We start from the raw sequence: 24,074 nt of genomic DNA, 5'->3' as shown, positions 1-24,074 counted from the left end.
TACTATGATAAAAATGACGGCGATATTGATCAATTCACATTGACTTACTAGCTTTAGCTGAGGTTTGTCGGTGGTATGAAAATTTGGGGTTTCTCATCTAATACGAACATCTGGCTTTGCTATCATGAAACTCCCCCCTATTATATCGAGCTTATCCAGTGATCATCCAAACGATGCTTAAGCGGTCTGGAGGTATTTGAGAATCACAATCTTAATTTAAATAAGGTTCACCAGTTTCACTCAGAGGGATAATTTATCTGCGCTTTCCTTAAGTTTATACAACGACCTTAAATTTTTCACTGCGGCTATAAACATAATTGAAGCCTTCTCATATGTATTCGGTGTTGCAGGCTGTGCTCCAAAATGAATTGCATTCCTTGAATCCCTAATGATATCAGTCCAGTTTTGTATTTCGCGTATTGTGTTTAAATCTATTCCAGAGTCTATTTTTAAAGGTTTAAACCAATCTTGTCTATCATAAAGCTTTACAGTTTCATTCACCTTCCAAACAAGACTATCCAATCCCTTCAATTTTTCAATAAATGCTTCCCAGTCAGGTTTTTGTATCTTTACGTAGTGTGTTAGTGAAATTCCAAGCTCAATCCATGCACCTTCTACTGCTTTTCCTAACATTGTAATAGCAGGATGAAATAAATCATTCTTAAAACATGCTAACCCATCTTTTAACGCTTGAATAATATCAGGATGAGCATTCACTAATCCCAGATCATACGTATATACGTCGGGTTCAAAAAACGTTTGATTAGTTGACTGAGTCCTCCTAGAGTATGGCCTCATTAGATTAAGTGGTGTCGGTATAGTGACAAAATCGAATCTCCATCCAGAAGATTGTCCACCAGAACCAGGAATCACAGTTGTCCAATTTACACCATTAGGAATTGAGAATTGTTGACTACCTAACGGAATGAAAATAGAATTACATACTAACGAATGAACGGCTTCACAAAATGCTATTCCAAAAGAAAGGTATTTTGAGACTATTTGAATTTGGTTGTCTATTTCTACACTTTCATGAATAACAACAGTATTTGGTTTAGAGCAACTATGAAGTTTAACAAACTGTTCGAAGACCTCACTTGTATTAATATTTTCAGATTGATTGTTGATGAGATACGATTTAGCAAGTGCGACCATATGAGGATTGACACTTACAGATTCTTTGATTTTCCGCTCTATTTGATGAATATTCATCCTTGTTCCCCTTCTTCCAAATTTTATAGTAGTTCATTTAATTATACTTTATCATCCCCGATTCAAATATTGGCAAAACATCTTTTTGCTCACTCCTGTTATCTTTATAAAGACGTGAAGTTGGGTATTCCAAACTCTGATATAACCTTATTGTAAGGCCTACCGTATCCGAGTTCGGTTCCTACCACTAACTCTGCCACGAGCTATTGCCGCTTCAAGACTATACTTGGCTTTTTTGAATAATACTTTATCACAAACTTTTCTTCTAATTTCTTAAAAAGTACCATCATTTCTTTCGTATCTTCTTGATATTTGACGCTCAAATTATCATCAGACATTACTCCTAAAGCTAGTTTTTTCTTAATGCACCATTAAAATATTGTATTTATCTTTATCTTTCAAATATTGCTTCAATTTCAGAAATATAAAATTCGCCTGACCCGTAGTCACGATCATCTTCATAATTCATATCTTTAAAATAGGCATCTATAACATTTTCTATATCAATTGTGTTAAAGCTATATGAATTAGGGATATTTATAATTCTATTTATATTTTCGTCTAATAAAGATAGTTTTTCTTGTATCTCTTTTTCGATATCATGACTTATTTTTTCCTCTAAAGAGGATACTACAGCATTTGTATCAATTTCCACTTCTTCATCATAACCATAGTACATGACTTTAGTGTTTTCTTTCAATAATTGCCCAATATCATAACTATCGCAGTAACTTGAAGCATCTATATTTTCTGCGAAAGATAATATCGCTACATCCATCATTTCTTTACATAATGACTTAAACCATAAAAATTCCGTACTATTTTTCTCATAACTTTCATTCAATACATTTACTGCATCAACTAATTCTTCTAAATCTAAACTTAACAATAAATTGTGGATATTAATTTTATCTCCAATAAACTTCTCGATAGAGTAATATGAATACAATTCGCCAGTAAACAAACACTTTATTATATCAATATGAGATAACCAATTCTTTTCTTGAGAATAAATATAAAAAGAATTATGTAGATAATTAAAAACAATTTGTTTATAACTAATATCCTTTATACAATGTCTACAAATATGTGCCACAATAAAATAATTTTTTTCATGTTCAGTATCAAACTCAATCTTATTTATTTCTCCACTAATAGTAAGTTGTAGATAGACGCTAGCTAATTCATCATCAGAATAACACCGTTCTAACTGACTGAATTTACATATAGATTTACGCACTTCTTTTAGCTCCAATTTGTTTTTAATAAAAACAAGTTTCAAATAATCGTTAACGGAAGGATTCAATACACCAACATACATTTTCCCCTTTTTATCAATAATATTTATGATAGACTGATTCAATCGTGATAAAATTAATTCGAAATTATCTATTGTGGAATCATAATTCCTCATTTTTGATAACCGATTGTCAAAACATTTTTTTAACACTTCATATTCAACATTAGTATCAGTTAAAGAATATAATGTTGATAAAAAAGCCCTATCAATATCTTGAAGTCGTCGATCAAATTCATTTTTCCAAATGTCATTCGGATTTGAAAGATTATCAATAATATAGTCATGATACTTAGGAGGAGTTACTTTTAAATAATTAACTTCATAAGTCACATGATCAATAATCCGAGGGGTGTAATTACTATGTTGAACAATTTTTAGATAATTTTTATTTTCTTTTATAGTTGTAAAGTATTCTGTTGGGATACCTTTATAAATTAAATGATTATAAAATATCTTTGCTTTCTCTAACGGAGTTATTTCATCCATGTTTATAATGAAATTTTTTATTTTCTTTAGTTGAAAGAAATTATCGAAATCTATAGACCGTTCCTTCGCTTCGTTGAAAATAGTAATTCTTGAATTCAAAATAAGTTTTTTATTACTCGATAATTTCACATATTTCATCAAAGAAAGTAATTCACTTTCTTGTGTCTGCTTCATATTAAAATAGTGTTGACCTAAGCAATCATCTAACAAAACTAATTCTTTACAGTCTTTATCACTTGATAGTGATTTTTTTATGTCGGTAATATCGCCATTGGTTGTGTATCTTACTCTATAGCCTTGTGAAGCGTAATATAAAACCAACATTTTTGAAGTAGTTGTTTTTCCGACTCCAGGTCCTCCTGTTATCATAAGTAATGGATTATTCCCCAAATGTTCGATACATTGTTCGTAGATTTTAGTCTGAACAAAATACTTAGAATCTTCTTCTATATCAGTAAGAAGAGTTTCACAATCAATAAATATATTATTATTATAAATCTCGTCTAAAATATTGGATGCATAAAGCCATAATTTGTAATGCTTTCTAACCACATCTAAGTTCTCTGGCTTTTGCAAAAATTCATCAATTTCCTTTAAAGTAATTATATTTTCATCCGTTTTCATGAAATCAGAAAACATATCATATAGTTCACTAATATTACGGTCAGTAAGTTCCATTCCACAACAGATATAATATTGAGTAGGCTTCCATTTATGAACCTTCTCAATTTCCTTTTTTAATGAAGTACGCAAACTAGGAAACTTGCTTCCAATATAATGTTTTACCTGTACGATAATGTTATGTGTATTAGTATTATCGGTTAAATCGATACCGCCATCTCTACCCTTTGAAAATAATCGCAAACGTTTTGATAGTTTTTTTTCCATAACATCTTTACAAAGCTCTTCAAATTCTACATCATTTAAGTTTGCATAATTAAACACCTTCATCACCCCTCTATTTATATAAACCTGAAATACTACCTTTGATGGATTATGTTGATAAAGATTTGTTTCTGATTTCTTTATAGATATTTGAATAGATCCATAGGATAGTTATTTCCTCCTCTGACAAATCACGAATTTATGAGCGTTTAAAAGAAAAACTAGCATAATGCCTTCGTTTGGTATCCACTGAATGTTTAATATTTTGAATTTTTAGACATAGAATATTACCTTTCCTTTGGTACTTAATTAACGGTTCTTCTTAAAGACCTATGTGGTCTTTCGATCGTCACTACAACTCGTTTCATTTCCACCTATACCATCACAGTACTCATAAAACATATCTAGTTCAAATACTTCAGACATGTTTTGATATTGATTCGTCATCTCTTTATGAAGGATATCTTGATTAACCCCCATAATATATCTTTGTAATTCATCTTTCTTATGATGATATTTTTCTAAATTCGCTAAATTGCTCCAACAGAGTAGCAGCCCTCTTATATGAGCCAATGTATAGTAAGTTTGAGATCGATTAGACAAATTGATTTTGCACAAATAACTCGAAATATATTTCGACATATAATCAAGATTAAAATCAATAATCCCACTAGTAAGTATATATTTTTCTTGATAAAATTTCGCACGAACTTCAGAGCAATTTTGGAAGATACCACCGATTATGTCGGAAAAATTGCCTTTATCATAATTTTCAAACACATTTCCATACCTCTGAATTAAAGAAGTAGGGTATGTAAAGCAAAAATCATAATAATGTACTAATTCGTGAACAATTATTGATTCCACAATTATTTCTCTATACTTTGGTGAACCATTTACTTTATCTAATCTATTCCAATTGATAATTATCATTGGCATATTACTTTTCTTATTTTCTTCATTCTGAAAAAAACAAGGAATAAACATTCCATTTTCATCTCCACCATTTAAAGTTTCAGGTTGAAAATGTATCTTTTTCACATCAGTCACATAATCACTTGAGATAATAATATGTATTTTGTCGGTATCAACAATGAATTCGTTCTCAAAAAATAAAATTGCGTTTGAAATTAGCTCTTTAATTATTTTATAATCTTGTTCCAATTCTGTCTCAACAAATACATTTTCAATTTTAAAATTCAATTTTTTCACTCCTCTTATACACATCTTAGAATCTTCTTTGTTTATGAACTATTAATCACTCTATCACATTGAAATTGGTCCAATAATTTTAAGCATTTGAGTTTATTTCTTATCGATCAATATTATTAATCCAAGCAAGACACAAATAGAAAAACTCATGTCTACACATGAGTCATTAATGATTTTTTGATAAATCTCACTCTATTGAAAAATCCAGATAAGCAATATTGATTTTTTTCAATACAAATTTGATTGTTTACAAGGTCATCTGTAGTCCATATATCTGTTTTTTTAAATAGTTTGCTATATCGAGCGAATTGACGTCTAATCTCTTTAGCCATTCAATGCAATAATCAGTACTTATATTTTCATGATTCCCAATAATTTCAGACAATTTTATTGCTGCTTCTCTTGGAAGTCCAATAGCCATAAACTCCAATGCAGCTACAGCACACGCACCGTACTCTAAGTAAGCTGATATATTTATAACTTTTTCTGACTCTTCAATCTTACCTATGCTACGTAGAAAAATCTTCAATACCTCAACATATGTTTGTGTGTATTTAACCGTTTGATATCTTAATACATTATTAATAAATTCGATTTGATCTTTGACGTGTTTTGTTATTTCTCTCTGTCCACTACTCAATACTGTTCTATCAAAAAAAACTAACTGAGCTAAAGGAGTTCCTTTCATCCATTTAAGCCCTGCAGTAGTAATCTTTCTTTCAAACTTTTCACTCCAAATCCCCCCTAAAAAAAGATGATTAACAATTCTTACAATTAAATAAAAATTATCAAATCCGTTCTCACTCAAGGGGAAGGCAGGTAAAAAATAATAATATTTATCTTTGTTTTTCTCAAAAAACTCCCACAAAGCATTAATTTTATCAGGCATAATCCCTGGATTTTTATAAAGTAATTCCTTAGGGGGCTGGAATCCATCTATTGTTGTTCGAGTAATAACATCTATTTCTTTTAATGTATTAACATTATGCTCTTTACTATATGGAGAGTGTTCAAGGTTCCTTCCCAATAGTCTTTCTTTGATAATTAACGAAAAAAGCTGTTCATTATAATCATCTTTACCTGGAGGGAGATTTTGGCTTTCAATAAATTCTTTGAATTTCACACTATCATTTATCAATCTTATTTCAGAGGAAGGAACAATTTCTTGATATCTTTCTCCTAAGACAGGATTGATTACCCAACTGTCTAATTCAATACAAATAATATTTCCCGCAAAGTCGTTCCCTATGCGACCAGCCCTCCCAGCCAAATTCCAGAAACTAAGATTATCAATAGCCTTATGTTTGCCCTTTTCTGGCTTATACACAAAAATGTTTTTAGCAGGCATATTAACACCTTCCAATAGTGTTGAGGTACAACTAACTATTTTGAGGGCACCAGCTTTAAACAACTCCTCAATCCCTGACCTAATAATTGCAGGTAGAGCACCAAAATGAAATGCCAAACCACGCCTGATAAAATTAGCAAGTTCATAGTTTTTCGTTATATATTCTTCTATAAAATCTGCAAATTCATCTAAACGTTCATCATTTAAATAAGGAAACTGCCCACTATCAAATAGTTCTCTTATAACATCGGTGGAAATCATTGGTTCATTCGCATAAATAATAGATGTTTGATTATTCCAAAGATATAATGCTGCGTTAGCTAGTACTGTGGGCACTGTATTTTGTGAACCAGGATACTTCTTACTACCAATGATAATTTCATCATCTTCGTAAAGAGCACTAACATGTAATTCTTCGTAAACCATTTTCACCTTTATAATATTTTGCCTAACTAATGGAAAATCGTCTTTTTCCTTTAGTCCTCTATCGAAGTTAAAGGTCTCTAAAAGTTTTTGTGGGTTTTTAACAAGAGGACTTGAAAATAATATCCTCGCATCTTTCCATAGTATACGTGCAAACTTTATCGCATTTTCAAGTAATACCCCTCTTCCTCCATATTGGATATTGTGTGCTTCATCTATTACAATCATTTTAGTTTTTAGTTTTTCTACATCTGGTTTATTACATAACTGGTATAATCTCTCTTGGGTTAGAACCAAGATATTTGATCTGTCTGGATCTTCCACTATTACTTCAGTCTCAGATGAGCAGCCTACATATATATTCGTTAAGCCTAACTCCGCTATATTACCAAGGAAATCATTCATAACTTGTTTAATTAATGCCCGTGTAGGAACTATATAAATTACCGTAGCTCCCTCGTCCTTACTAATTATATTTAAAAGCACTTTTAAAAAAACATACGATTTCCCTGCTGAAGTAGGCGCTGATATACTGATTCCGTTTGCATCTTCCTCTAGCATATCAACAACTTTCTTTTGAAAATTAGTTAATAGATATTCTTTCCCCGATAGCATTCTAGTATTCGCATATTCAAGTACATGTGCTTCAAAAAATGCCATACCACTTAATTGATTTTTATAGTTATTCATTTCATAGCGATTTTCAAGTAATTTCATGCCTGGATAGTTCCCAAGTTTTCTTAAAATTAACAGTGAAGCCATTGACACACCACTTGAGGAATTTATTAATGGTAAGGTTGTTGCAATGTTTAACGCATTCTGCTGATTTTGAATTTTGCTCGACGAAGCTAATAAATTACCTGATTCTAATAGTATTCTCATTTCGTCATCTGTTAATTCTTCATTTGTTTTGTCGAAAAAGTCCAACTGAATTTCCATCTTCTTTATTTTCCTCAGTAAGATTCCTAACTGTTCATTAGATTCAAGTTGGCTTATCATAGATTCAAAACTCATGACTACACCTCATTTCTAGACAAGTTTTGAAATAAGTAGCTTCTCAAAATCGGAAATTTCATTAAATGGGAGTAAAAACCAATTTATTTTTATTTTTTTTACATCACTAGTATTAAGTAACTGTTTACAAATAAATTCATGATTCCTACTAAACTCTTCAATAAAATAGTGACTCAATTGCTTTTCGATAAGAGGACCATTCATCCCATCCTTTTCAAGCATCATTAGAAGATCAGAATCATATCCAGTAAATACCGTAAGTTCTACACCAACTTGGCTCCATTCCCGATACTGATAAAAATTATCGATTAAATTCTTTAATGGACCATTTCCTAAATTATCGTATGAATACTGATCATAGAATAGGATATCACCTTCTAAATTAACAATTGATTCTAATTCCTGTATTAATGTCGAAATTCCTGTTTCGAAGCTTTTATTCAAAATACCACCACCAATAAATAAAACTAATTGGCTATTCTTCATACCAGCATGTACATCATTAGAAACATAATTAAGTTTTGAAGATGATCTACCATTCCTAATTCTTGTGTACATTTTGGGCATCTCTAAAATTCCCTCTATTAACATCCAGAGAAGCATCGATCCTAGCTTTCCACCGTCATGAATCTCCGCAACTAATTTATTTATCCTTTTGTAAATATCCAAATGTTTATTAAGATCACTAGATGCACTAGCTAAATCTGTTAAATCACATGCATATTGATTTAGTACTGCTGCCAAATGATTAGCTAATTCGTCCACTTTTTTAGTACCAGAATCATTATATTTTAAGTAGTAAAAGTCAATATTCATATTAATTTCATTATGTAATAAGGAATGATCTAGCTTATTAAAAAGATCGGTGCAAACTTTCTTTTGTAACTGTAATCTTTTTTTTAAAAATTCATTTGTATTTGCTATAGAGGAATCAATCTCAACACCATTTTGTAGTAAAAACTCCGCACACTTATAAAAACTAACTGATTTAAGTTGGCTCTTCACAGCACTGTATTCTTCCTTTATAATGATTCCCGTGACTTTATTGTTAACTATCAAGGGTGCACCAGAAATTCCAGCAAGACCATAAGGCCATTCATCTTTGATATAATTACTTGTTAATTGCTTATCATATGTTTTAGAGTCATCAAAACTACTATCAAAATACAAATTTCCAATCAAATAGCAATATGTACTCCCTTCTTCCTCGACATTCCATTCTCTAGGATAACCCATGGTTTCCCATTCATCTTCTTTGCTTTCATAATTATTACTGTCAAGTGATAGCCACTCTTGAATATGATCTATCTTCCCATCAATTTCTAGCAGTGCAATGTCATGTTCTATAGATTCGGCAACTACTTTTGCTCCTTTAATAATAGATTTTTCACTTCCAGCATAGAATTCAAGTTCTATCGGCTCATCGTTGCTTATATACTCTTTAACACAATGTCTTGCTGTAATTGCTCGATTTTCGCTTATTAAGAACGCTGTCCCTTGACTCCCACATATAATTTTTGCAGTAATGTGGTACAAATGTTTGGCTGTGACTATGAGAACCTTCCTCCTCGTATTCGTTTAACGAACATGTATTATTGTTGGAACCTCTTTTTTTGCTTGAACTAAATCATTAGTGTAATCAATACTATAACTAAACTCTTCCATCAAACTAGCGTCATTAAATTTATTAAGAATCATAAAGGGCTTATAATTAAAAATAAGTTCTTTATCCAGTGTATTATCCGTTGTTATTATTCTATAAATAGTCTCAATATCAGGATGACTAAAGTTCTTTCCCTTACCATTCGTTGAGAAGAGGTATTTTTTTGAGTTTATTAGTTTTAGCAAACTAACACTTGTATTATGCTTACTTCCATGGTGAGAAACCTTAACTACATCAAACCACATTTTTTCTTGGTTTGTTTTTTTTAATATTTTCTTTAAATTGGACTCAACAACTTCTGGATGACAATCTCCTAAAAAGAGTAGACTTTTCCCTCTAAACTCTAATATAAATGCTATTGAGCTTCCATTAACCACAGCTTTATCAGGTTCAAAATTTTTCTTTGCAATCTCTTCTACACTTTCTTTAATTGAAGACACTTCGTTAACTTTCCTTTTCTTCAACTCCATTTGAAGATTAGACATAAAAAATTCAAAAGCATCATCCATTAATTGATCGCTTTGAACAGTACTCTCATAGCCTATTGAAGATAACTTCTTCTCCCACTCATGACCAAGTAGCTCAAGGTTTTCAAGATTAGGTGATAATAACGTTAATGATACCTCATCATTAATGTTATAACTGTTTGATATTTCTTCATTGACAACCACTGCTCCATATTCAAATGAGCTATTCCAGTTGTTTACATACCCATTTTTTAATATTAATGATCCAAGAGTTGATCCTTGTTGATAACCAACATCAGATACTTCTCTTACTCCTAATTCTCTAGGATGTCCTTTTTTTAAAAGATCTTCAATAACTCCATTTGATGAATTTCCAGTTTCATTTTGTGTCTTGTGAAATTGAACATGTCGAAAGCTGTTATACCATATTTCTTTTATATCAATAGAACCTGATGTACCTGCATATCCATTTTTATTAAAAAATCTAATACCGCCTAATATATGGTCTTCGTCAATATGCGTAAATATTAATAATGAGATTCCATCTGCTTCTATTTTTTGAATCTCTTTGCTAATATAATTATCATACGTAGTGGAAAAACCCATATCTACCATAATATGTGTATTTGTATCCCCAATACATGATATCAAAAAGCTATCTCCATATGAAGCTGGAAACATTTTAATCTCAATCATAGCGATCTCTTCCTTATGTATATTTATGACCTGAACTAGTAAGTGAATTTCTAATATATATATTACCTTATGATGATTGATAAAAATGTCGAAACCTGTCATATTCCCAGAACCTTCATCAAATGAATTATTTCAACATTTTTTTGAGGTAGCAACTTTGATACCAAGTTCATACTGGATCAACAAAAAAAATCTAACGGAGAACAATATATCAATCAATGAGGGGCAGTCTTGGCTTTTTTTTCTCGTTTATGGCTGTCGCTCTTTGAATTTTACCAGGACGATCTAACACCTAATTTGAGCAAATTCATTGTTTATTCAACCTTTATAACTATGCAAAATCCCTGACTACTTAAGATGTCTGATTATTGGGTCAGAAGCCTTTTTCACAGATATATTTAATGAACCAATGATCTCAATTTAGATCCTAAATCAGACCCTAAGATTAATTTGAATTTAATAAGAGAGGATTAAAATTAATAGCCTTCGTTGTTGTTTTATCTTCACTAGGTAGCAACACAGAAAGCGCGTTCCCGATAAAATGGAAACACGCTTTCTGTCTTAACTTATGGTTAAGTCCCTCACTTAACTTAATCAGTGTCTTTTCTCCGTACCTTCCCGTTCGCTTTAGCAATAACTGCCTTTGAAACACAATATGTTGACCTCGGAGTTTGTTCATATCATCTTGAAGTTGTGGACACGATACGATGTCACAACACCCAACTGCACAATGATTACTTTCGAAAAAAACTGTACCTCTCGAATCATTCTAGTCCATCTAGCTGAGACTGTGTCTCCACCATGCTGGCATCTGGGGAATCATGTGTCCACCAACACGTTCATAGGGCTTTTGATAATGAGGATAATATTAGTTTTTTTATATGCACAAGTAATTCAAAAAAAATTTTCGTGGGAATATGACAGATAGGTATAGGTAAGAGAACCAATTTAGTCCATTCGGCACAGGATTGGCGGAATAAAAAACCATGAGGGATATACAACCATATATCCCTCATGGCATAGAATAAAGATTATTATGTTGAAAATCCTACTTCGAACAAATTACCATTGATTTCAACACTTGATGTCTCAATCAAAAGCTCTCTCCCCCAAATCTCTAATAAAAAATTAGGTTTTGATGTTAAATGAGAATATTCCTTCGAAGTTGAACTTACCTTTATTTCTTTTGTTCGTTCTTTTTCAAATGTTATAGAGGTTAATTCTAAATAATCATCCTCTTCTGGTTCATAAGGAGGTTGATCGTTTAAATAATAAAGTGCTTTAACATTATTAAATTTTAATTGGTGAAAAGTAGTCGCACCCTTATCTATCACTTTAATCTCAAACAAGATAAAATGATTGAATAAATCAATAACCTGCTTCTCAATAATGCCTGACCATAGTCTGTTCAAGTAATCCTGCAATTTATCCAATTTGTCTTCACCTCCTACTTCCCACCTGTTTTCACATAATTGATATTCATATTTTGAATTTGTTCTAAATAATTATCAGTTAAATTGATATGTGTAGATGCCATGTCGCTTGACAGTTTGCCCTCCAGTGTAAGAGTACCTTTATTTCCTACAGACACTCTGAAGTAAGCACTGTCTCTTCCTCCAGAACCTGCATTCATTACCCTTATCATAATAGGTTGATTCTTTGAAAGGGGATTAGCAATGTTAGTAACTTTCCAACCATCCCCGCTCGCCTCAACTACTTTCCCACCATATTTGCTGCCCAACGAATTAGCTGCAGATTTGGTATCAATAAGATTTTTAACGACATTCACCAGTGGCAGAAGCACCCGTTAAACAAACGCTATTCCTTGATCTATCTGGACGGTTTGTACGTGAAGCTCAAGCGTAGCACCGTGTGTGGTGAAGTTGTTTATTTCGCCATGGGTATCGACGAAGACGGTCACCGCCAGATCCTTTGCTTTTGCGAAGGTGGCTAGGAGCGCGCAAACGGCTGGCTTGAGGTGCTGTGAAAGACCTCTACGACCCTGGAGCAGCCCAGAAAGTCTTGCTGGGCGTGTTTGATGGACTGCCAGGACTCGATGCCGTGTTCCAGGAGACCTATCCGAAAGCCGATGTGTAGCACTATATTGTCCACAAGGTTCACGCTACCTTTCCGAAGATCCGGATTCAGTACAAAACAGAAGTCATTGAGGATCTGAAGACGATTTACACCACGCAGGACCACGATCTGTCGCTTGCTGCTTTTAACACCGTGAAGGCGAAATGGGGAAAGCCGTACCCGAAAGAGATGCAGTCTTGGGAAGAACAACTATTCACCTTGCTAACGTTTTACAAGTATCCCATACTTGTGAAAGAAGCGATCTACGAATGAACAAGGAAATCCGAAAGCACCTGAAGCCAATGAACAGTCTCACCAATATGGATGCGGCAGAGAAAATCGTCTACCACGACGTAATGGATTACAATGAACGATTTAGCGAACGGGTGATCCGCGGCTTCGGCGATCCGGAGGTTAAGAAGAAGCTGAACGAGATGTTTGTAGCCCGATACTCGGTGTAGGCAGGGCGGGAATAAACAGCCTGATCCCCTTGTTCTTTGAGGCGGGGTTCCCCCGTCTCAAAATCCACACCTACTAACAAATACCCGAGAAGCTACTTTCTACTCTCTTACACAAACTTCTTGACGCTACCCAGTCAAGAAAGTGACCATCTTAGTTTGTGATCCATTTGGAGTCCGAAAACTTTATTATCTTTTTTATATTCAGGATTTTGTATATTGTTTAAGATTGCAGGTATTATTTTATGCTCATCAAAGACAATCTTATCCACTTCTGAGCTCATCCTTGTAAGAATTGAATGATCTTGGGTTAAATTATACTTCAAAATTAAATTTCGGAGGATCAATGACATTTGTTCTATATTTTTGTAAGAATTGAGTATAGTATGATCTGTTTTTAGTAAACCATTTCTCTGCATATATTCAAGACGCATTATCATTATTTTTTTATGTTCCCATAAAGAATGGAATGGTCGAATGTCGTACTTAACTTCTCCTTTAGATAATAAGTTGAGATACTCCTTTACTACTTCATAGGATTCTATTCCTTTTACACAACCATCAAAAGCAGACGACCAATTGGAAGAACGCTGCTCTGGAGATGAGCTCTTCCAATATCCATAAATTGAATCAACAACACGCATTAAATCGAACTCTTCAAATCTATCAGATCTATTCTTTAATAAACAAATCTTCGAATCTAAACGATCTCTAGCTTTATCGAGGGTATGATAAGCTAGATCAAACTGGGTAAACGAGCATTCACTGAATTGGTATTTTCCACTAAAGTTATCTGCTATATATAATATTTCTCGATTCAGATTATAGCCATAGATCATGATATCGTGAGGAAATGAATATTTATTAAATCCATATGAACCAGGAATATGTTTTTGCTCGACAACCATAAATAGATAGTAATTATTATTTATAAGTTCAATAATGGAATCTATTATCGTTGATCCCATCTTATTGATCAGACCTTTATCTACTAAATTTACATCTAGAAATGGGCAAAAGTTTGTCTTGTCTGGGAACCAATTAGGTTCATCCATGTTAATGAAAAAGTTTTTCGCTGGCTGACAATATAACTGAGAAAATCTACTTAGGAACCATGGGATGTATGACGTTCCATTGGTAGCAATAATCGAAAACACACTTCCATAATGCGAATAACCATCAACTATTGGTTGTACCACTGGTAATTTTTTTCCCAAAATCATTTGTTTCCGCCTCCTAACTTAGTGTGAATAAATCTATAGGTTGCCATCAAAGATATTCTCTTAAAAACTTTGTTAACTTGGGATTTCAGGACAAGGACAAGTTATATATATTCAACTCTAGTCAATAAACGACGACAATATTAAAAAATTCAGCATTGAATAATAGAATAGATTGCAACAATTGATAAGGCTATTTCTAATAAGTTAACGCATAAAAGAAATTTAAATATTAGAATAGAATTTTTATATAAGCATTTTGCATTAAACTAAGCCCTTGCTGTGTAAAAGAATTTTGAGGACAGTTTTTCAAGCTAAGTGCGACACATGGTCCATGAAAGATTCATGAGCGGATTTCCAACCTAGACATTTTCGAGGGCGTTGGTTAATGAGAAGGGTGGCATGAGCAAGTTCCTTATCGGTAACCTGCGCAAAGTCATGACCTTTTTGGAAAAACTCTCTAAGAAGTCCATTCCCATTTTCGTTAGATCCTCGTTGCTAGGAAGAGTAGACATCTAGAGCATGAAGGTTTCTAGTTTTCCATAGCTGACTCGGCTCTTTTCTAGGCTGGAGACGACTGTATCCAATTCCCAATGTCCAAAAGACTCTGGTTTCCGCACCTCTTTAGGACGCTGGCTAATGGGTTTCTCACCGAGAAAGCGTCCACGTGTCTCCATGGGCTTACGCCGTTTACCCTTATGTTTCCGCACTTTTCTCCTACAACAATGTGTCTAGCATAGAGCTCGATAGATTGTCTTGAAACATACCGCTCGGTTGGTCCATTTCAAACGATATATGATTTCTAGCTGACTACGTTCGATTATGATAAAATGAGTGTAGTTCATGTTCTGATTCTCCATGTGTAGGGGTGGTGTGGTAACTTCATTATACACGAATCAGTCATGGGCTATTTTTTATTCTCTTAGCAACTGACGCACTTTATATTACAATCGGTCATGCTCCTGACTTACGATCCTAAGCGAAAGATTTGAGAAATTCTTCACCCCGTGGATTCGAGGGGTACTGTCGTCTCGTCAAGGCATTATTCGCGCGTTACTCAAGGCTCCCTTAGAGAACATCGATACATTTACTGGGTTACAACGCAGACTCGAATTCGACCTTACCAATGTGTGCTTCGGCTGGATCGCTCGGCACCCTCCATAGCCACCTTAAGTTGTGTATTTGCCGATTTGACTCGAAAAGGTATCGGACAACGCTTGTTTGAGGACCTCGTGACTCAATGTCAGAAATCTGAAATCATTCACGGAACTCATGTCGCCATGGACAGCACAGCCAGTCATGCCTATGAGAAAAAGGAACCAAAACGTAAAAAGCGAGCTTACAGGCAATGCCAACTGAGGAGTCAAACTAGATACGGTTGGCAACAAAGTGAAGTGGTACGGCTATAAGCTGCATCTGGCCCTCGATATGAAGAGTGAACTTTCGATTGCCCTAAAGGTTACACCTGCTTCATGTGAACGATGGCAATTAAGGACCTACACGAAGCTAACTGGTCAACGATTTAAGCCTCGTTTTTTCATGCTGGATGCGGGTTATGACCAAATGAAAAAGCATACTTCAAGAAGAGATTGAAAGCGGAAAAAGAAGTCCAGATCATGAGAAACTTTATGCCAAGTACTTAGACATCAAAACGACGCCCGTTTGTGGTACAAAAGCCAAGGCTAAGCAGCATGCCATGGATGAAGCTAAGTTGAATTATGGTTAATTCGCCTTCATTAGTAATGAAATCAAAGATCCGATTGAAGCTCTAGAGATTTATCGCAACAAAAACCTTTTGAGCAGGCCTTTGGCAACCTTAATGAACGCTTAAACCTTCGTCGCTTATCCGTTTCTTCTGATGTAAGTCTTGATGGTAAGTTATTTGTAGAGTTTATTGCATTAATTTATCTTTCTTATCTGAAAAAGCATAGACAGGATCAAGTTTTATTTAATAAGTATACCATCCAGGGCCTTCTTGATGATCTAGATGTAATCAAGTGCTTTGAACAGCCGGGCGCTCAGATCCGCATAGGAGAAGTCACAAAGCGTCAAACGGCACATTACGAGAAGTTCGCCATATCGCCACCCACCTCGTTACAGTAGTTTCACTAATGCAGGTTAAAATAGATCTGATTTTTTTTCAAGGACCTCTTCAGAAAGCCCCTAATTTCTTTGAAGTACACTGCTTAGAATAGACATTGGATAATCCCCTGGTTTGTCCGATTAATTCTAGGAGGTGTATTTTTTATGGCAATCAAGGGACAAGGGTTTAAAAAGCATTCGTATGAGACTAAGATAGAGGCGGTACGCCTTCACTTAGCGGAAAAGTGAACCTATGTTAAAATCATAATTAATTTTGGAATCGCAAATAGATATCTTTTGAAAGTATGAAAAGGAAGTATAGAGAACTCGGTGAGTTTGGAATTACGGATCAATGAGGACGACGAGAGTCCCCCGTGTCACAATAGATGTCGTACCTCTCAATAGAATGAATTGTAGATAAAAAGGGAGAATGTGGCTCCCGAAAAATGAATCCATAAGTCAGATTACGAGGGACAGCGGACTATCCGAAGGGAACCTTTGTTAGTGGAAAAAGGAAGCACGAGCTAACGGACTAGTTGTGCCTAGTGGCGAAAAATAATCAGATAAATGGAGTACCCAAATAAGTTTTCCTTAGTTATATAGACGTAGTCGTTAAGTGAGATTGAGTTGTCCGAGTATTGTCGAACGATAGGCCTGTTTGTCGAGCAAGTGGAATCCTAGCGTGTAGCCTGTATGCAGGCCAACAGAGGAGTTACCGAATAAGCAACAAGACTAAGAATAAAAACTGCGTAATAAAGAACGTGAGAACAAGAACCTTGCTCGTGGCACCTGAATCGAATCAGCCCCCAATGTGCTTGAATTGTACTCTACCCTGGCGCTACAAGCACGGCAATATCATCCCGATACGATCGGACATTCCACAACAGCAAATCGGTCTATGGGGCATACGCCACAGTGGATATCAAAGAGATCGGGGTTCCACAAAGGGGTAGAGCTAGATGCATTACTTGGAATGATACGATTTAATGTGAGTAATTAGCGGAATGATAACTTGATATGGAATCATTCCGCTATTCCAAGAGGTACCTAGCCGTTCATCAATTGCTCCGTAATGAAAATCACTTCCTCCTGTCACGAACAATTCATATCGTAGGGCCAATTTATTGTATTCTTTCTGGTGATCGGGAGTATGCAACGGATGATAAGCTTCAATCCCGCCTAAACCAAGGTTCTTTAAGTATTGCAAAATGCTCGTTACTTCTTTGATATCATTACTGTAACGAATCGGGTGTGCAAGCACTGCAATACCACCAGATTTTTTAATTACATGAATAATTTCTTCAACAGTGACGTCTTGTTGAAAATGATAATGTTTAAATTCTTCATAATACTTACTTAAAAAATCATTTTCATTGGAAATGTATCCGACTGAAATCATCTCTTTACAAATAGATCCGATTCTTGAGTTTCCGTATTTTTGATTAATTTCAGTCAACTTGATTGAAACATCATGCTTGTCGAGATAGCGACAAAATTTTATTGCATTCGTCATTTTTCTTATGTGTACTTGTTTTACTAATGTATGAATTTCCTCGCCGTCTTCCTTATATCCATAACATAAAATATGTACTTCCTTTCCGTTAAAACGGGAGCTGAATTCTACTCCGTTAATATATATAGTCTCTTCAGGTAAATAAGGCTGAATGTCATCTACTGAATGAAGGAAATCATGATCGGTAAATGATACTATCCCAATCTTATTGCGCTTTACTCCCTCCATAACTTGCCCTACGGAATATACACCATCTGATTTTGTGGTATGAATATGTAGATCCACTTTTTTCATAAAAAGCATCTCCTTTAAAACGAATTTCATCTCACCTCTTCTGGAGTTTCTCCCCTCTCATCTCAAGATAGATTTTCAAAATAACATCCTCAATATTATTTTTCTCAAGATAAATATCGTGCACATCGTGTTTCTGTAATATTTCACTTATCAAGCGGCTGACCTGAATATCACGAGATTCTACTAGAATTGTAATTTTTTTTCCTTCTTTGCTTAAAATCCTTGTCCCTTTAGGAATATCAATCTCTTCATCATTCGCAAAATCAATATGAATTTTTTTACCAACAAAAAACTTCTCGAATAAATTATCCAGAGAATCATCAAAAAAAATCTCACCCTTGTTAATTATGATTAAGCGGTTACATAAGGATTGAATGTCGTCAAGGTCATGTGTTGTTATAAAAATTGTCGTTTTTCTTCTTTGGTTGATATCCTTAATAAACTGATGTATTTTCTTCTTCATTTCAATATCAATACCAATGGTAGGTTCATCTAGGAAGACTAATTTTGGGTTATGCAGGAAAGTACCGGCCAATTCACAACGAACTCTTTGTCCTAAACTAAGTTGGCGAACGGGAGTATACAACAGTTCTTCTAACTCCAATAAATCAACTAATTCATGTAGCGAGGCTTCATATTCTTCTTTCTTTAACTTGTACAACCGGGAAAGCAGCTTAAATGACTCTATCGGGGGCAAATCCCATACCAACTGGGAGCGTTGACCAAAGAGAACACCAATTCCCTGAACATATTCAGCTCTCGATTCCCATGGAACCGCTCCCCCAACAGTACACGAACCCTCATCTGGCCGCAGTATTCCTGAAAGAATTTTTATGGTGGTACTCTTCCCGGCACCATTTGGACCAATATAACCTACGATATCTTGCTTATTCAGTGTAAAACTTATATTCTTTACCGCTTCTACATCCGAATATTCTTTTTTTAATAAAAATTTGAGATATTGTAAGGAGCTCTTTTTGTTGTGTTTAGCAACTCTGTAGGATTTACTGACATTTTTAACTTCTATATAAGCCATCTTTCCATTACACATCCTTGTTGTAAGTTTTAAAGACATTTAACTTCCTGTTGAAATATAGGTTTTCTCAACTTTCTTAAACAAGATGATCGTAAGGATTAAAAACAGGTAACAAATAATTGGAGACAGACAACTCAATATGAAAGGTAACGAACTATCCTTGCCTAGGATTGCAGCTACGGGGTAGTAGGTAGCAAAGGTAACCGGGATAATAAAAGTAAACACGCTTTGAATCCATTTAGGAAAAATGGTTTTGGGATATTGCATGGTTGTTACGCTTCCCTGTATTAATAAATTCATAAATTCCGGTCTTTCCACGATTTTGAAAATAATAATTCCAGTAAGAATATAGAGCGCAATAAACAATGCCCAACCACCAGTAGCAGCAAATAGGATCAACAACCACTCTATTCCCTGGATTTTATCATGATTGAGAACTAACCCGATAATTAATACAATGACAGCTTGGAGTACCCTTCCGAAACGAACAAATTGAAAATGAAAAGCGCTTATTTGTACGATCGTATCCCGTGGCCGCAATAAGTACCGGTCATATTCTCCATCTCGAACCAACTGGGACATATTGGTTTCAAAGCCTCTGAAGAATGTTTCTGCGATCGCATAGGACAAATTAATAATTCCAAAGGGTATAAGCACCTCAATAAAATCCCAATTATCAATGGAACCAAAACGATTAAACAACGCCCACATAGCCCAAAATTCAAAGACAAATACGAATATTTGGTTGAGAAATCCAATTACCGCATTTAAGGGATACTGGCCCTGCGTAGAAATTTTCAACTTAATAATTTCAAAGTACAATCGAAATGTATCTCTCATACTGCCCCCCCCTTTAGTCAACCACCTTGAACTACTAATTGTTTGATTCCCTTCTTTATCATTACTTGGTTAATTAAAGTAAAGAATACTACCCAGGCGACTTGAACCAATATGTACATCATGCTTTCTTTAACGGAGTACTCTGCTGTAAAAATCATCGCTGGTGTATCAAGAACGCTTTTGTATGGCTGGAAATTGAGAAAAGTTTGAATTTTTTCCGGAAAATAAGCCAAAGGTATGATTAATCCGGATAATGCATAGGCCATTGTGTTAATAAAACCAACAAAGTTGCTAGCCTCAATCGTGAAAAAGGTAATTGCATAGATAAATACCGTTATTACACTACTTAACAAATAGGACAACGAGATACTTACAATAAATAAAAAGATACTTTCGATTGAAGGGAATGCAATACCGTAGCTTCCAAAACCAATCAGAGGTAACACGATGATTACAAAAATAAGGATTGGAATCATGCGAATGACACTGGAGGCCAATCGCCAGGCAAGCGTCTTTGAAAATAATAGATTGAACAAATTAATGGGTCTCGCAAGTTCATAAACAACATTTCCTGATTTAACCAGGTCGAATTCCTGATGATTAACATTCCAAGGGACGATGGCAAAGAATATTTGATTTAGCCAAATGTATGTAATCATTGAAGATGAAGCCATGGGCGATTCGCCGATGTTCCCTAGAGTAAATTGATACAATATGAATATTCGAAAGAAACCCCAAAATATTTGGGTAATCGATCCGAAAATCGCCGCTGAACGGTAAATCATTATTGAATTAAATCGGGTCTGGAAATAGGATATAAATACATTCATGATTCATCACTCCTTTGCAACTACGAGCTTCTTAGTTGTAATCTCAGCTCATTCACAGTACCTTCTAGTTGGGAATTTACGGATAGAGCCCCCCGATATGCCCAATCAATAAACCACTTAAACTTTTCGACCTGCAATAACTTAATATTATCTAATCTAGGTACAAATGACATTTCAATCAGCAGGAGAAATAAGTCCATTTCTTCCTTAAGGAAAGGAAGTCTTTTATTATATTCATGAAGAAAAAAACGAGCGAAATCCTTATTAATCGCAAACTCGTTATGCCCTATTCGACTTAAAATATACACACTTCTTGCCGTATCAAGAATTTTAGGCTGTATACCCGATTGATCCCAATCTATAACTCCAATGACACCTTCTTCACCCATCAAAAAATTATGACTGTGTATATCACCATGTGTAACCACCTTCGGCAATTGACGAAATAAATCCAGGCAACTTGACTCTTCGAATTTATTGATAATAGCTCTGAACAGATTCGAATATTGCTTTACATCTTGCAGTGTGAAATATCTCCCAAGCTCTTCCTCAACCAATGCGTACTGTTCCAAAGCACCTTCACTCCAGTAATTCACAAAAGAATCAGAATAAAAATGGCAGTTCTCATCTATCTTCATACTGTGTAAGTCAACCAACGTGTTAATGACCCGATATAGATCTTCTTTATGACCCAGTTGATGGGATCTCCCACTCAAAAAAGGACGTAGTTGCCAAAATTGCTGATCCCAAGAAACGATGACATCTCCGCCCCTTTTTGTTGTATTTGGCTGAAACGGGAATTGGTGACGCACAAGCGAGTTTGATAACCAATTTTGGTATTCGATAAAATCAGCACTACATGATGTTCCCATCATCTTGAGCACATAAACTCCATCGTTTGCAGTTACTTGCCATATTTTATTTGCGCTACCGTTTTTCAAAGGAAAATAATGAAGGAGTTCTTTATTAAAATAATAGTATAACACCGATTTGATAGCTATTCTTTCCGTTTCATTTTGACTGTTACCATGCATTCTCTTCACCCAATTATTGATAGGAGTAATTTTTTCCGTTTATACCAACCAGTATCATTCTAACAATGTTTCGGATAATATTTTATTCGAGATGCGTACATAGATCTTAAACGAACTTACATCCTCTTCTTTTTTCAGATCATATTTTTCCGATAATTCAGGTCTCCAATAGTATAAACGTAACATTTCTTTAGAAATACCATAGGGATTATATTCGCGCCGTTTTTGATCCAATTCACTTCGATCAAAGAGGGCAAAATCTCTCCTTGCCAGTGGCTTTTCTACCCGGTATCTTTCATGATTTTGTAATTCAAGCCTAATGCCATTTACATATATCACTTTGATTTTTTTTCTCAAAGCAAAATTGATGGCTTCATCGATCTTGTCAATTATGGGCTCCTCCTTATCGTTCAAAGATGTATTACAAAGGATGGGGATACCCGTAACCTCATAAAAGGTTTGTATTAATTGATGTAATCTCGGCTCGTCTGTTAATGTTAGCGTTTGGATCCTAGCTGTGTGGTCAATATGGCATATGGCAGGCACTGATTCTACTTTTTCAGCTCTGACCTTAAAGGCGTGGAGCATAAAGGGCGAGGAGTATGCTTCTTCAAACCATTCATTCACATATTCATTCAATACGATTGGAGCAACTGGTCTCCACCACTGCCTTTCTTTATATTTATTTAACAAGTCCTTCGCTTTGGAATTGCGAGGATCTGCCAGTATACTTCTGTGCCCTAACGCGCGCGGACCAATCTCAGACCTTCCATCAAACCAAACAATCGGATTTGAAATAATATCTTCTACCACTTCTTGAAAATTCAAATCAGAAATTTTACGTATAAACTCGCTATACTTACTATTACCAAGAATATTTTTCAAACTGTTGTCATCATTTCCATAATAAGCGTGTCCGAGTTTAAAGATGACCCTGCTCATTTTCTTATAAAACGCATATAATCCAATACCGAGAGATTGGCCTGTATCGCTCACACAAGGCAATCCCAGAAAGCCTTTGAACTTATAATTCTTCATTAGATGAGTATTGGTAGGGCAATTTAACGCAAATCCCCCAGACAACGCAAGATAGGTATCTGCCGGGTTAATATGATGTCTCGAAATAATTTCATCCAGATTATGCTCCATAATACGAATGGATAAGCTTTGGACCTCTTTCATCACCATGCTTATTTTATTCTCTTGAACGGAAAAGCATTTATCGAATCCACTGAAGCGAACTCCAGCATCATCATCAGTTAAGGAATCTACTTCCTTCTGAATGTTCGTAATATACTCATAAGCTTTGTTAATATTTGATGCATCATCTACTAAAATTAAATCATCTTCACCACGGTATAGCCGGCTGGTGCTTGCAGATGCTATTGCCATCAATGTACCTTCCCTAAGCTTATACAGACTAGAAGCGTACATCCACAATGGAGCTGGAGAAAATACGGGAAACACTTCGATTTCCCCATTCTTCACCACACAACCGGCATAATGTTTTTTCTTATGGATGTTTCGGTCAATTACATTGTCCGGTGCTCCATCAACAGCTAATCCAATGATATTCTCATTATAAAAAATATCGGTGTTTTGCATAATGGTGGAAAAAAGATGGGCGATACTATGGTATGACACTTGTTGGTAGATAAATAAGGAGTGATAGTCATTTACGGATTCCAGTTGGGGAGTGCCCCATACTTCTTGCATATCATTTAGAGTAAGATTGTATGTACTTAACAAATCATTAATAAGCTCTTTAGCTTGAGCAATGTTGTAGAATGAAGTATTATATTTTTTTATCCCTGATATTCTTTCCAGTTCCCAACAATGAACCAATTGAACATGTTCTCCTTCTTTAAACCAGAGAGAAAGGTTCTGATCATGCCTTATAGCAATCTCTAATATTGATGCGGTTTCATCGATGTGTAGATAGGTGGAAAGATAATACCCGTCTTTCATAAACTTCGCTCCTTTCT

16 protein-coding genes and 3 pseudogenes are annotated in these 24,074 nt (G+C 34.8%); 3 read left to right on the top strand and 16 right to left on the bottom strand.

Translation table 11 applies throughout. The features are described from left to right. Positions 1–240: 240 nt before the first annotated feature. From NYE58_RS13245 to NYE58_RS13210, 8 genes are all read right to left on the bottom strand, one after another. Positions 241–1,212 carry a hypothetical protein gene (locus NYE58_RS13245; RefSeq protein ID WP_076133523.1) on the bottom strand — a complete coding sequence of 324 codons (972 nt, stop codon included), beginning with the start codon at positions 1,210–1,212 and terminating at the stop codon, positions 241–243. Positions 1,213–1,603: 391 nt separating this feature from the next. Further along, entirely contained in the window at positions 1,604–3,943 is a 2,340-nt protein-coding gene (locus NYE58_RS13240) for an nSTAND3 domain-containing NTPase (protein WP_076133524.1), read from the bottom strand. A 270-nt stretch (positions 3,944–4,213) separates the two neighbouring features. Next, the gene (locus NYE58_RS13235) at positions 4,214–5,086 is read right to left on the bottom strand and encodes a hypothetical protein (RefSeq protein WP_341002024.1); all 873 of its coding nucleotides are present in this window, start codon (positions 5,084–5,086) and stop codon (positions 4,214–4,216) included. A 256-nt stretch (positions 5,087–5,342) separates the two neighbouring features. After that, on the bottom strand, positions 5,343–7,880 hold the full coding sequence (locus NYE58_RS13230) for a DEAD/DEAH box helicase (RefSeq protein ID WP_076133526.1): 2,538 nt from the start codon (positions 7,878–7,880) through the stop codon (positions 5,343–5,345). 15 nt (positions 7,881–7,895) lie between these two features. Next, entirely contained in the window at positions 7,896–9,416 is a 1,521-nt protein-coding gene (locus tag NYE58_RS13225) for a Hachiman antiphage defense system protein HamA (protein ID WP_076133527.1), read from the bottom strand. Between the two features lie 42 nt (positions 9,417–9,458). Then, entirely contained in the window at positions 9,459–10,706 is a 1,248-nt protein-coding gene (locus NYE58_RS13220; RefSeq protein ID WP_076133683.1) for an MBL fold metallo-hydrolase, read from the bottom strand. Between the two features lie 1,034 nt (positions 10,707–11,740). Further along, positions 11,741–12,139, bottom strand: a complete 399-nt coding sequence (locus NYE58_RS13215) for a YxiG family protein (protein ID WP_076133528.1) — start codon at positions 12,137–12,139, stop codon at positions 11,741–11,743. Positions 12,140–12,153: 14 nt separating this feature from the next. Beyond that, positions 12,154–12,495, bottom strand: a complete 342-nt coding sequence (locus NYE58_RS13210) for a hypothetical protein (RefSeq protein ID WP_143766627.1) — start codon at positions 12,493–12,495, stop codon at positions 12,154–12,156. On the opposite strand from NYE58_RS13210, the pseudogene NYE58_RS37490 reads away from it, so the two are divergent. Continuing rightward, positions 12,478–13,243, top strand: a pseudogene (locus NYE58_RS37490) (IS256 family transposase); the annotation flags it as partial. The gene NYE58_RS13210 and the pseudogene NYE58_RS37490 sit on opposite strands and share 18 nt — an antisense overlap. 134 nt (positions 13,244–13,377) lie before the next feature. Here the strand turns inward: NYE58_RS37490 and NYE58_RS13190 are convergent. Together NYE58_RS13190 and NYE58_RS37485 are read right to left on the bottom strand one after the other, a co-directional pair. After that, positions 13,378–14,463, bottom strand: coding sequence for a hypothetical protein (locus NYE58_RS13190; RefSeq protein ID WP_341002020.1), 1,086 nt, complete (start codon positions 14,461–14,463; stop codon positions 13,378–13,380). 306 nt (positions 14,464–14,769) lie between these two features. Further along, positions 14,770–15,227 (bottom strand): annotated as a pseudogene (locus tag NYE58_RS37485) (transposase); the annotation flags it as partial. 661 nt (positions 15,228–15,888) lie between these two features. On the opposite strand from NYE58_RS37485, the gene NYE58_RS13180 reads away from it, so the two are divergent. Next, a complete protein-coding gene (locus NYE58_RS13180; protein WP_440941439.1) occupies positions 15,889–16,053 on the top strand; it encodes a hypothetical protein in 165 nt (54 codons plus the stop codon). Next, positions 16,037–16,563 (top strand): annotated as a pseudogene (locus NYE58_RS37480) (IS1634 family transposase); the annotation flags it as partial. The gene NYE58_RS13180 and the pseudogene NYE58_RS37480, both read left to right, overlap by 17 nt. 943 nt (positions 16,564–17,506) lie before the next feature. On the opposite strand, the gene NYE58_RS13175 reads toward NYE58_RS37480, so the two are convergent. The 6 genes from NYE58_RS13175 to NYE58_RS13150 are packed head-to-tail and all read right to left on the bottom strand — an operon-like array spanning position 17,507 to position 24,057. Continuing rightward, entirely contained in the window at positions 17,507–18,349 is an 843-nt protein-coding gene (locus tag NYE58_RS13175; RefSeq protein WP_143766628.1) for a PHP domain-containing protein, read from the bottom strand. Positions 18,350–18,380: 31 nt separating this feature from the next. Further along, positions 18,381–19,385 (bottom strand): ABC transporter ATP-binding protein, encoded by a 1,005-nt coding sequence (locus NYE58_RS13170; RefSeq protein WP_179088854.1) that lies wholly within the window; start codon positions 19,383–19,385, stop codon positions 18,381–18,383. A gap of 39 nt (positions 19,386–19,424) precedes the next feature. Continuing rightward, a complete protein-coding gene (locus tag NYE58_RS13165; RefSeq protein ID WP_076133534.1) occupies positions 19,425–20,225 on the bottom strand; it encodes an ABC transporter permease in 801 nt (266 codons plus the stop codon). 17 nt (positions 20,226–20,242) lie between these two features. Beyond that, positions 20,243–21,055: an ABC transporter permease gene (locus NYE58_RS13160; protein ID WP_076133535.1), complete on the bottom strand. Its 813-nt coding sequence runs from the start codon at positions 21,053–21,055 to the stop codon at positions 20,243–20,245. A 20-nt stretch (positions 21,056–21,075) separates the two neighbouring features. Next, the gene (locus tag NYE58_RS13155; protein ID WP_076133536.1) at positions 21,076–22,089 is read right to left on the bottom strand and encodes a phosphotransferase; all 1,014 of its coding nucleotides are present in this window, start codon (positions 22,087–22,089) and stop codon (positions 21,076–21,078) included. Positions 22,090–22,143: 54 nt separating this feature from the next. Continuing rightward, entirely contained in the window at positions 22,144–24,057 is a 1,914-nt protein-coding gene (locus NYE58_RS13150; protein ID WP_076133537.1) for a carbamoyltransferase C-terminal domain-containing protein, read from the bottom strand. Positions 24,058–24,074 lie beyond the last annotated feature (17 nt).

The organism is Paenibacillus sp. FSL L8-0708 (genome assembly GCF_038009325.1).
GTDB classification, from domain to species: domain Bacteria; phylum Bacillota; class Bacilli; order Paenibacillales; family Paenibacillaceae; genus Paenibacillus_AQ; species Paenibacillus_AQ odorifer.
Note: the sequence above shows the minus strand (reverse complement) of the source record. Positions and strands in the feature narration are given on the sequence as shown.

Excerpts from the sequence above, each read along its gene's own strand:
- NYE58_RS13160 (WP_076133535.1), bottom strand. The coding sequence starts at position 21,055 with ATGAATGTATTTATATCCTATTTCCAGACCCGATTTAATTCAATAATG.
- NYE58_RS13180 (WP_440941439.1), top strand. The coding sequence starts at position 15,889 with ATGAAGAGTGAACTTTCGATTGCCCTAAAGGTTACACCTGCTTCATGT.
- NYE58_RS13170 (WP_179088854.1), bottom strand. The coding sequence starts at position 19,385 with ATGGCTTATATAGAAGTTAAAAATGTCAGTAAATCCTACAGAGTTGCT.
- NYE58_RS13220 (WP_076133683.1), bottom strand. The coding sequence starts at position 10,706 with ATGATTGAGATTAAAATGTTTCCAGCTTCATATGGAGATAGCTTTTTG.
- NYE58_RS13190 (WP_341002020.1), bottom strand. The coding sequence starts at position 14,463 with ATGATTTTGGGAAAAAAATTACCAGTGGTACAACCAATAGTTGATGGT.
- NYE58_RS13150 (WP_076133537.1), bottom strand. The coding sequence starts at position 24,057 with ATGAAAGACGGGTATTATCTTTCCACCTATCTACACATCGATGAAACC.
- NYE58_RS13175 (WP_143766628.1), bottom strand. The coding sequence starts at position 18,349 with ATGAAAAAAGTGGATCTACATATTCATACCACAAAATCAGATGGTGTA.
- NYE58_RS13245 (WP_076133523.1), bottom strand. The coding sequence starts at position 1,212 with ATGAATATTCATCAAATAGAGCGGAAAATCAAAGAATCTGTAAGTGTC.
- NYE58_RS13230 (WP_076133526.1), bottom strand. The coding sequence starts at position 7,880 with ATGAGTTTTGAATCTATGATAAGCCAACTTGAATCTAATGAACAGTTA.
- NYE58_RS13165 (WP_076133534.1), bottom strand. The coding sequence starts at position 20,225 with ATGAGAGATACATTTCGATTGTACTTTGAAATTATTAAGTTGAAAATT.
- NYE58_RS13155 (WP_076133536.1), bottom strand. The coding sequence starts at position 22,089 with ATGCATGGTAACAGTCAAAATGAAACGGAAAGAATAGCTATCAAATCG.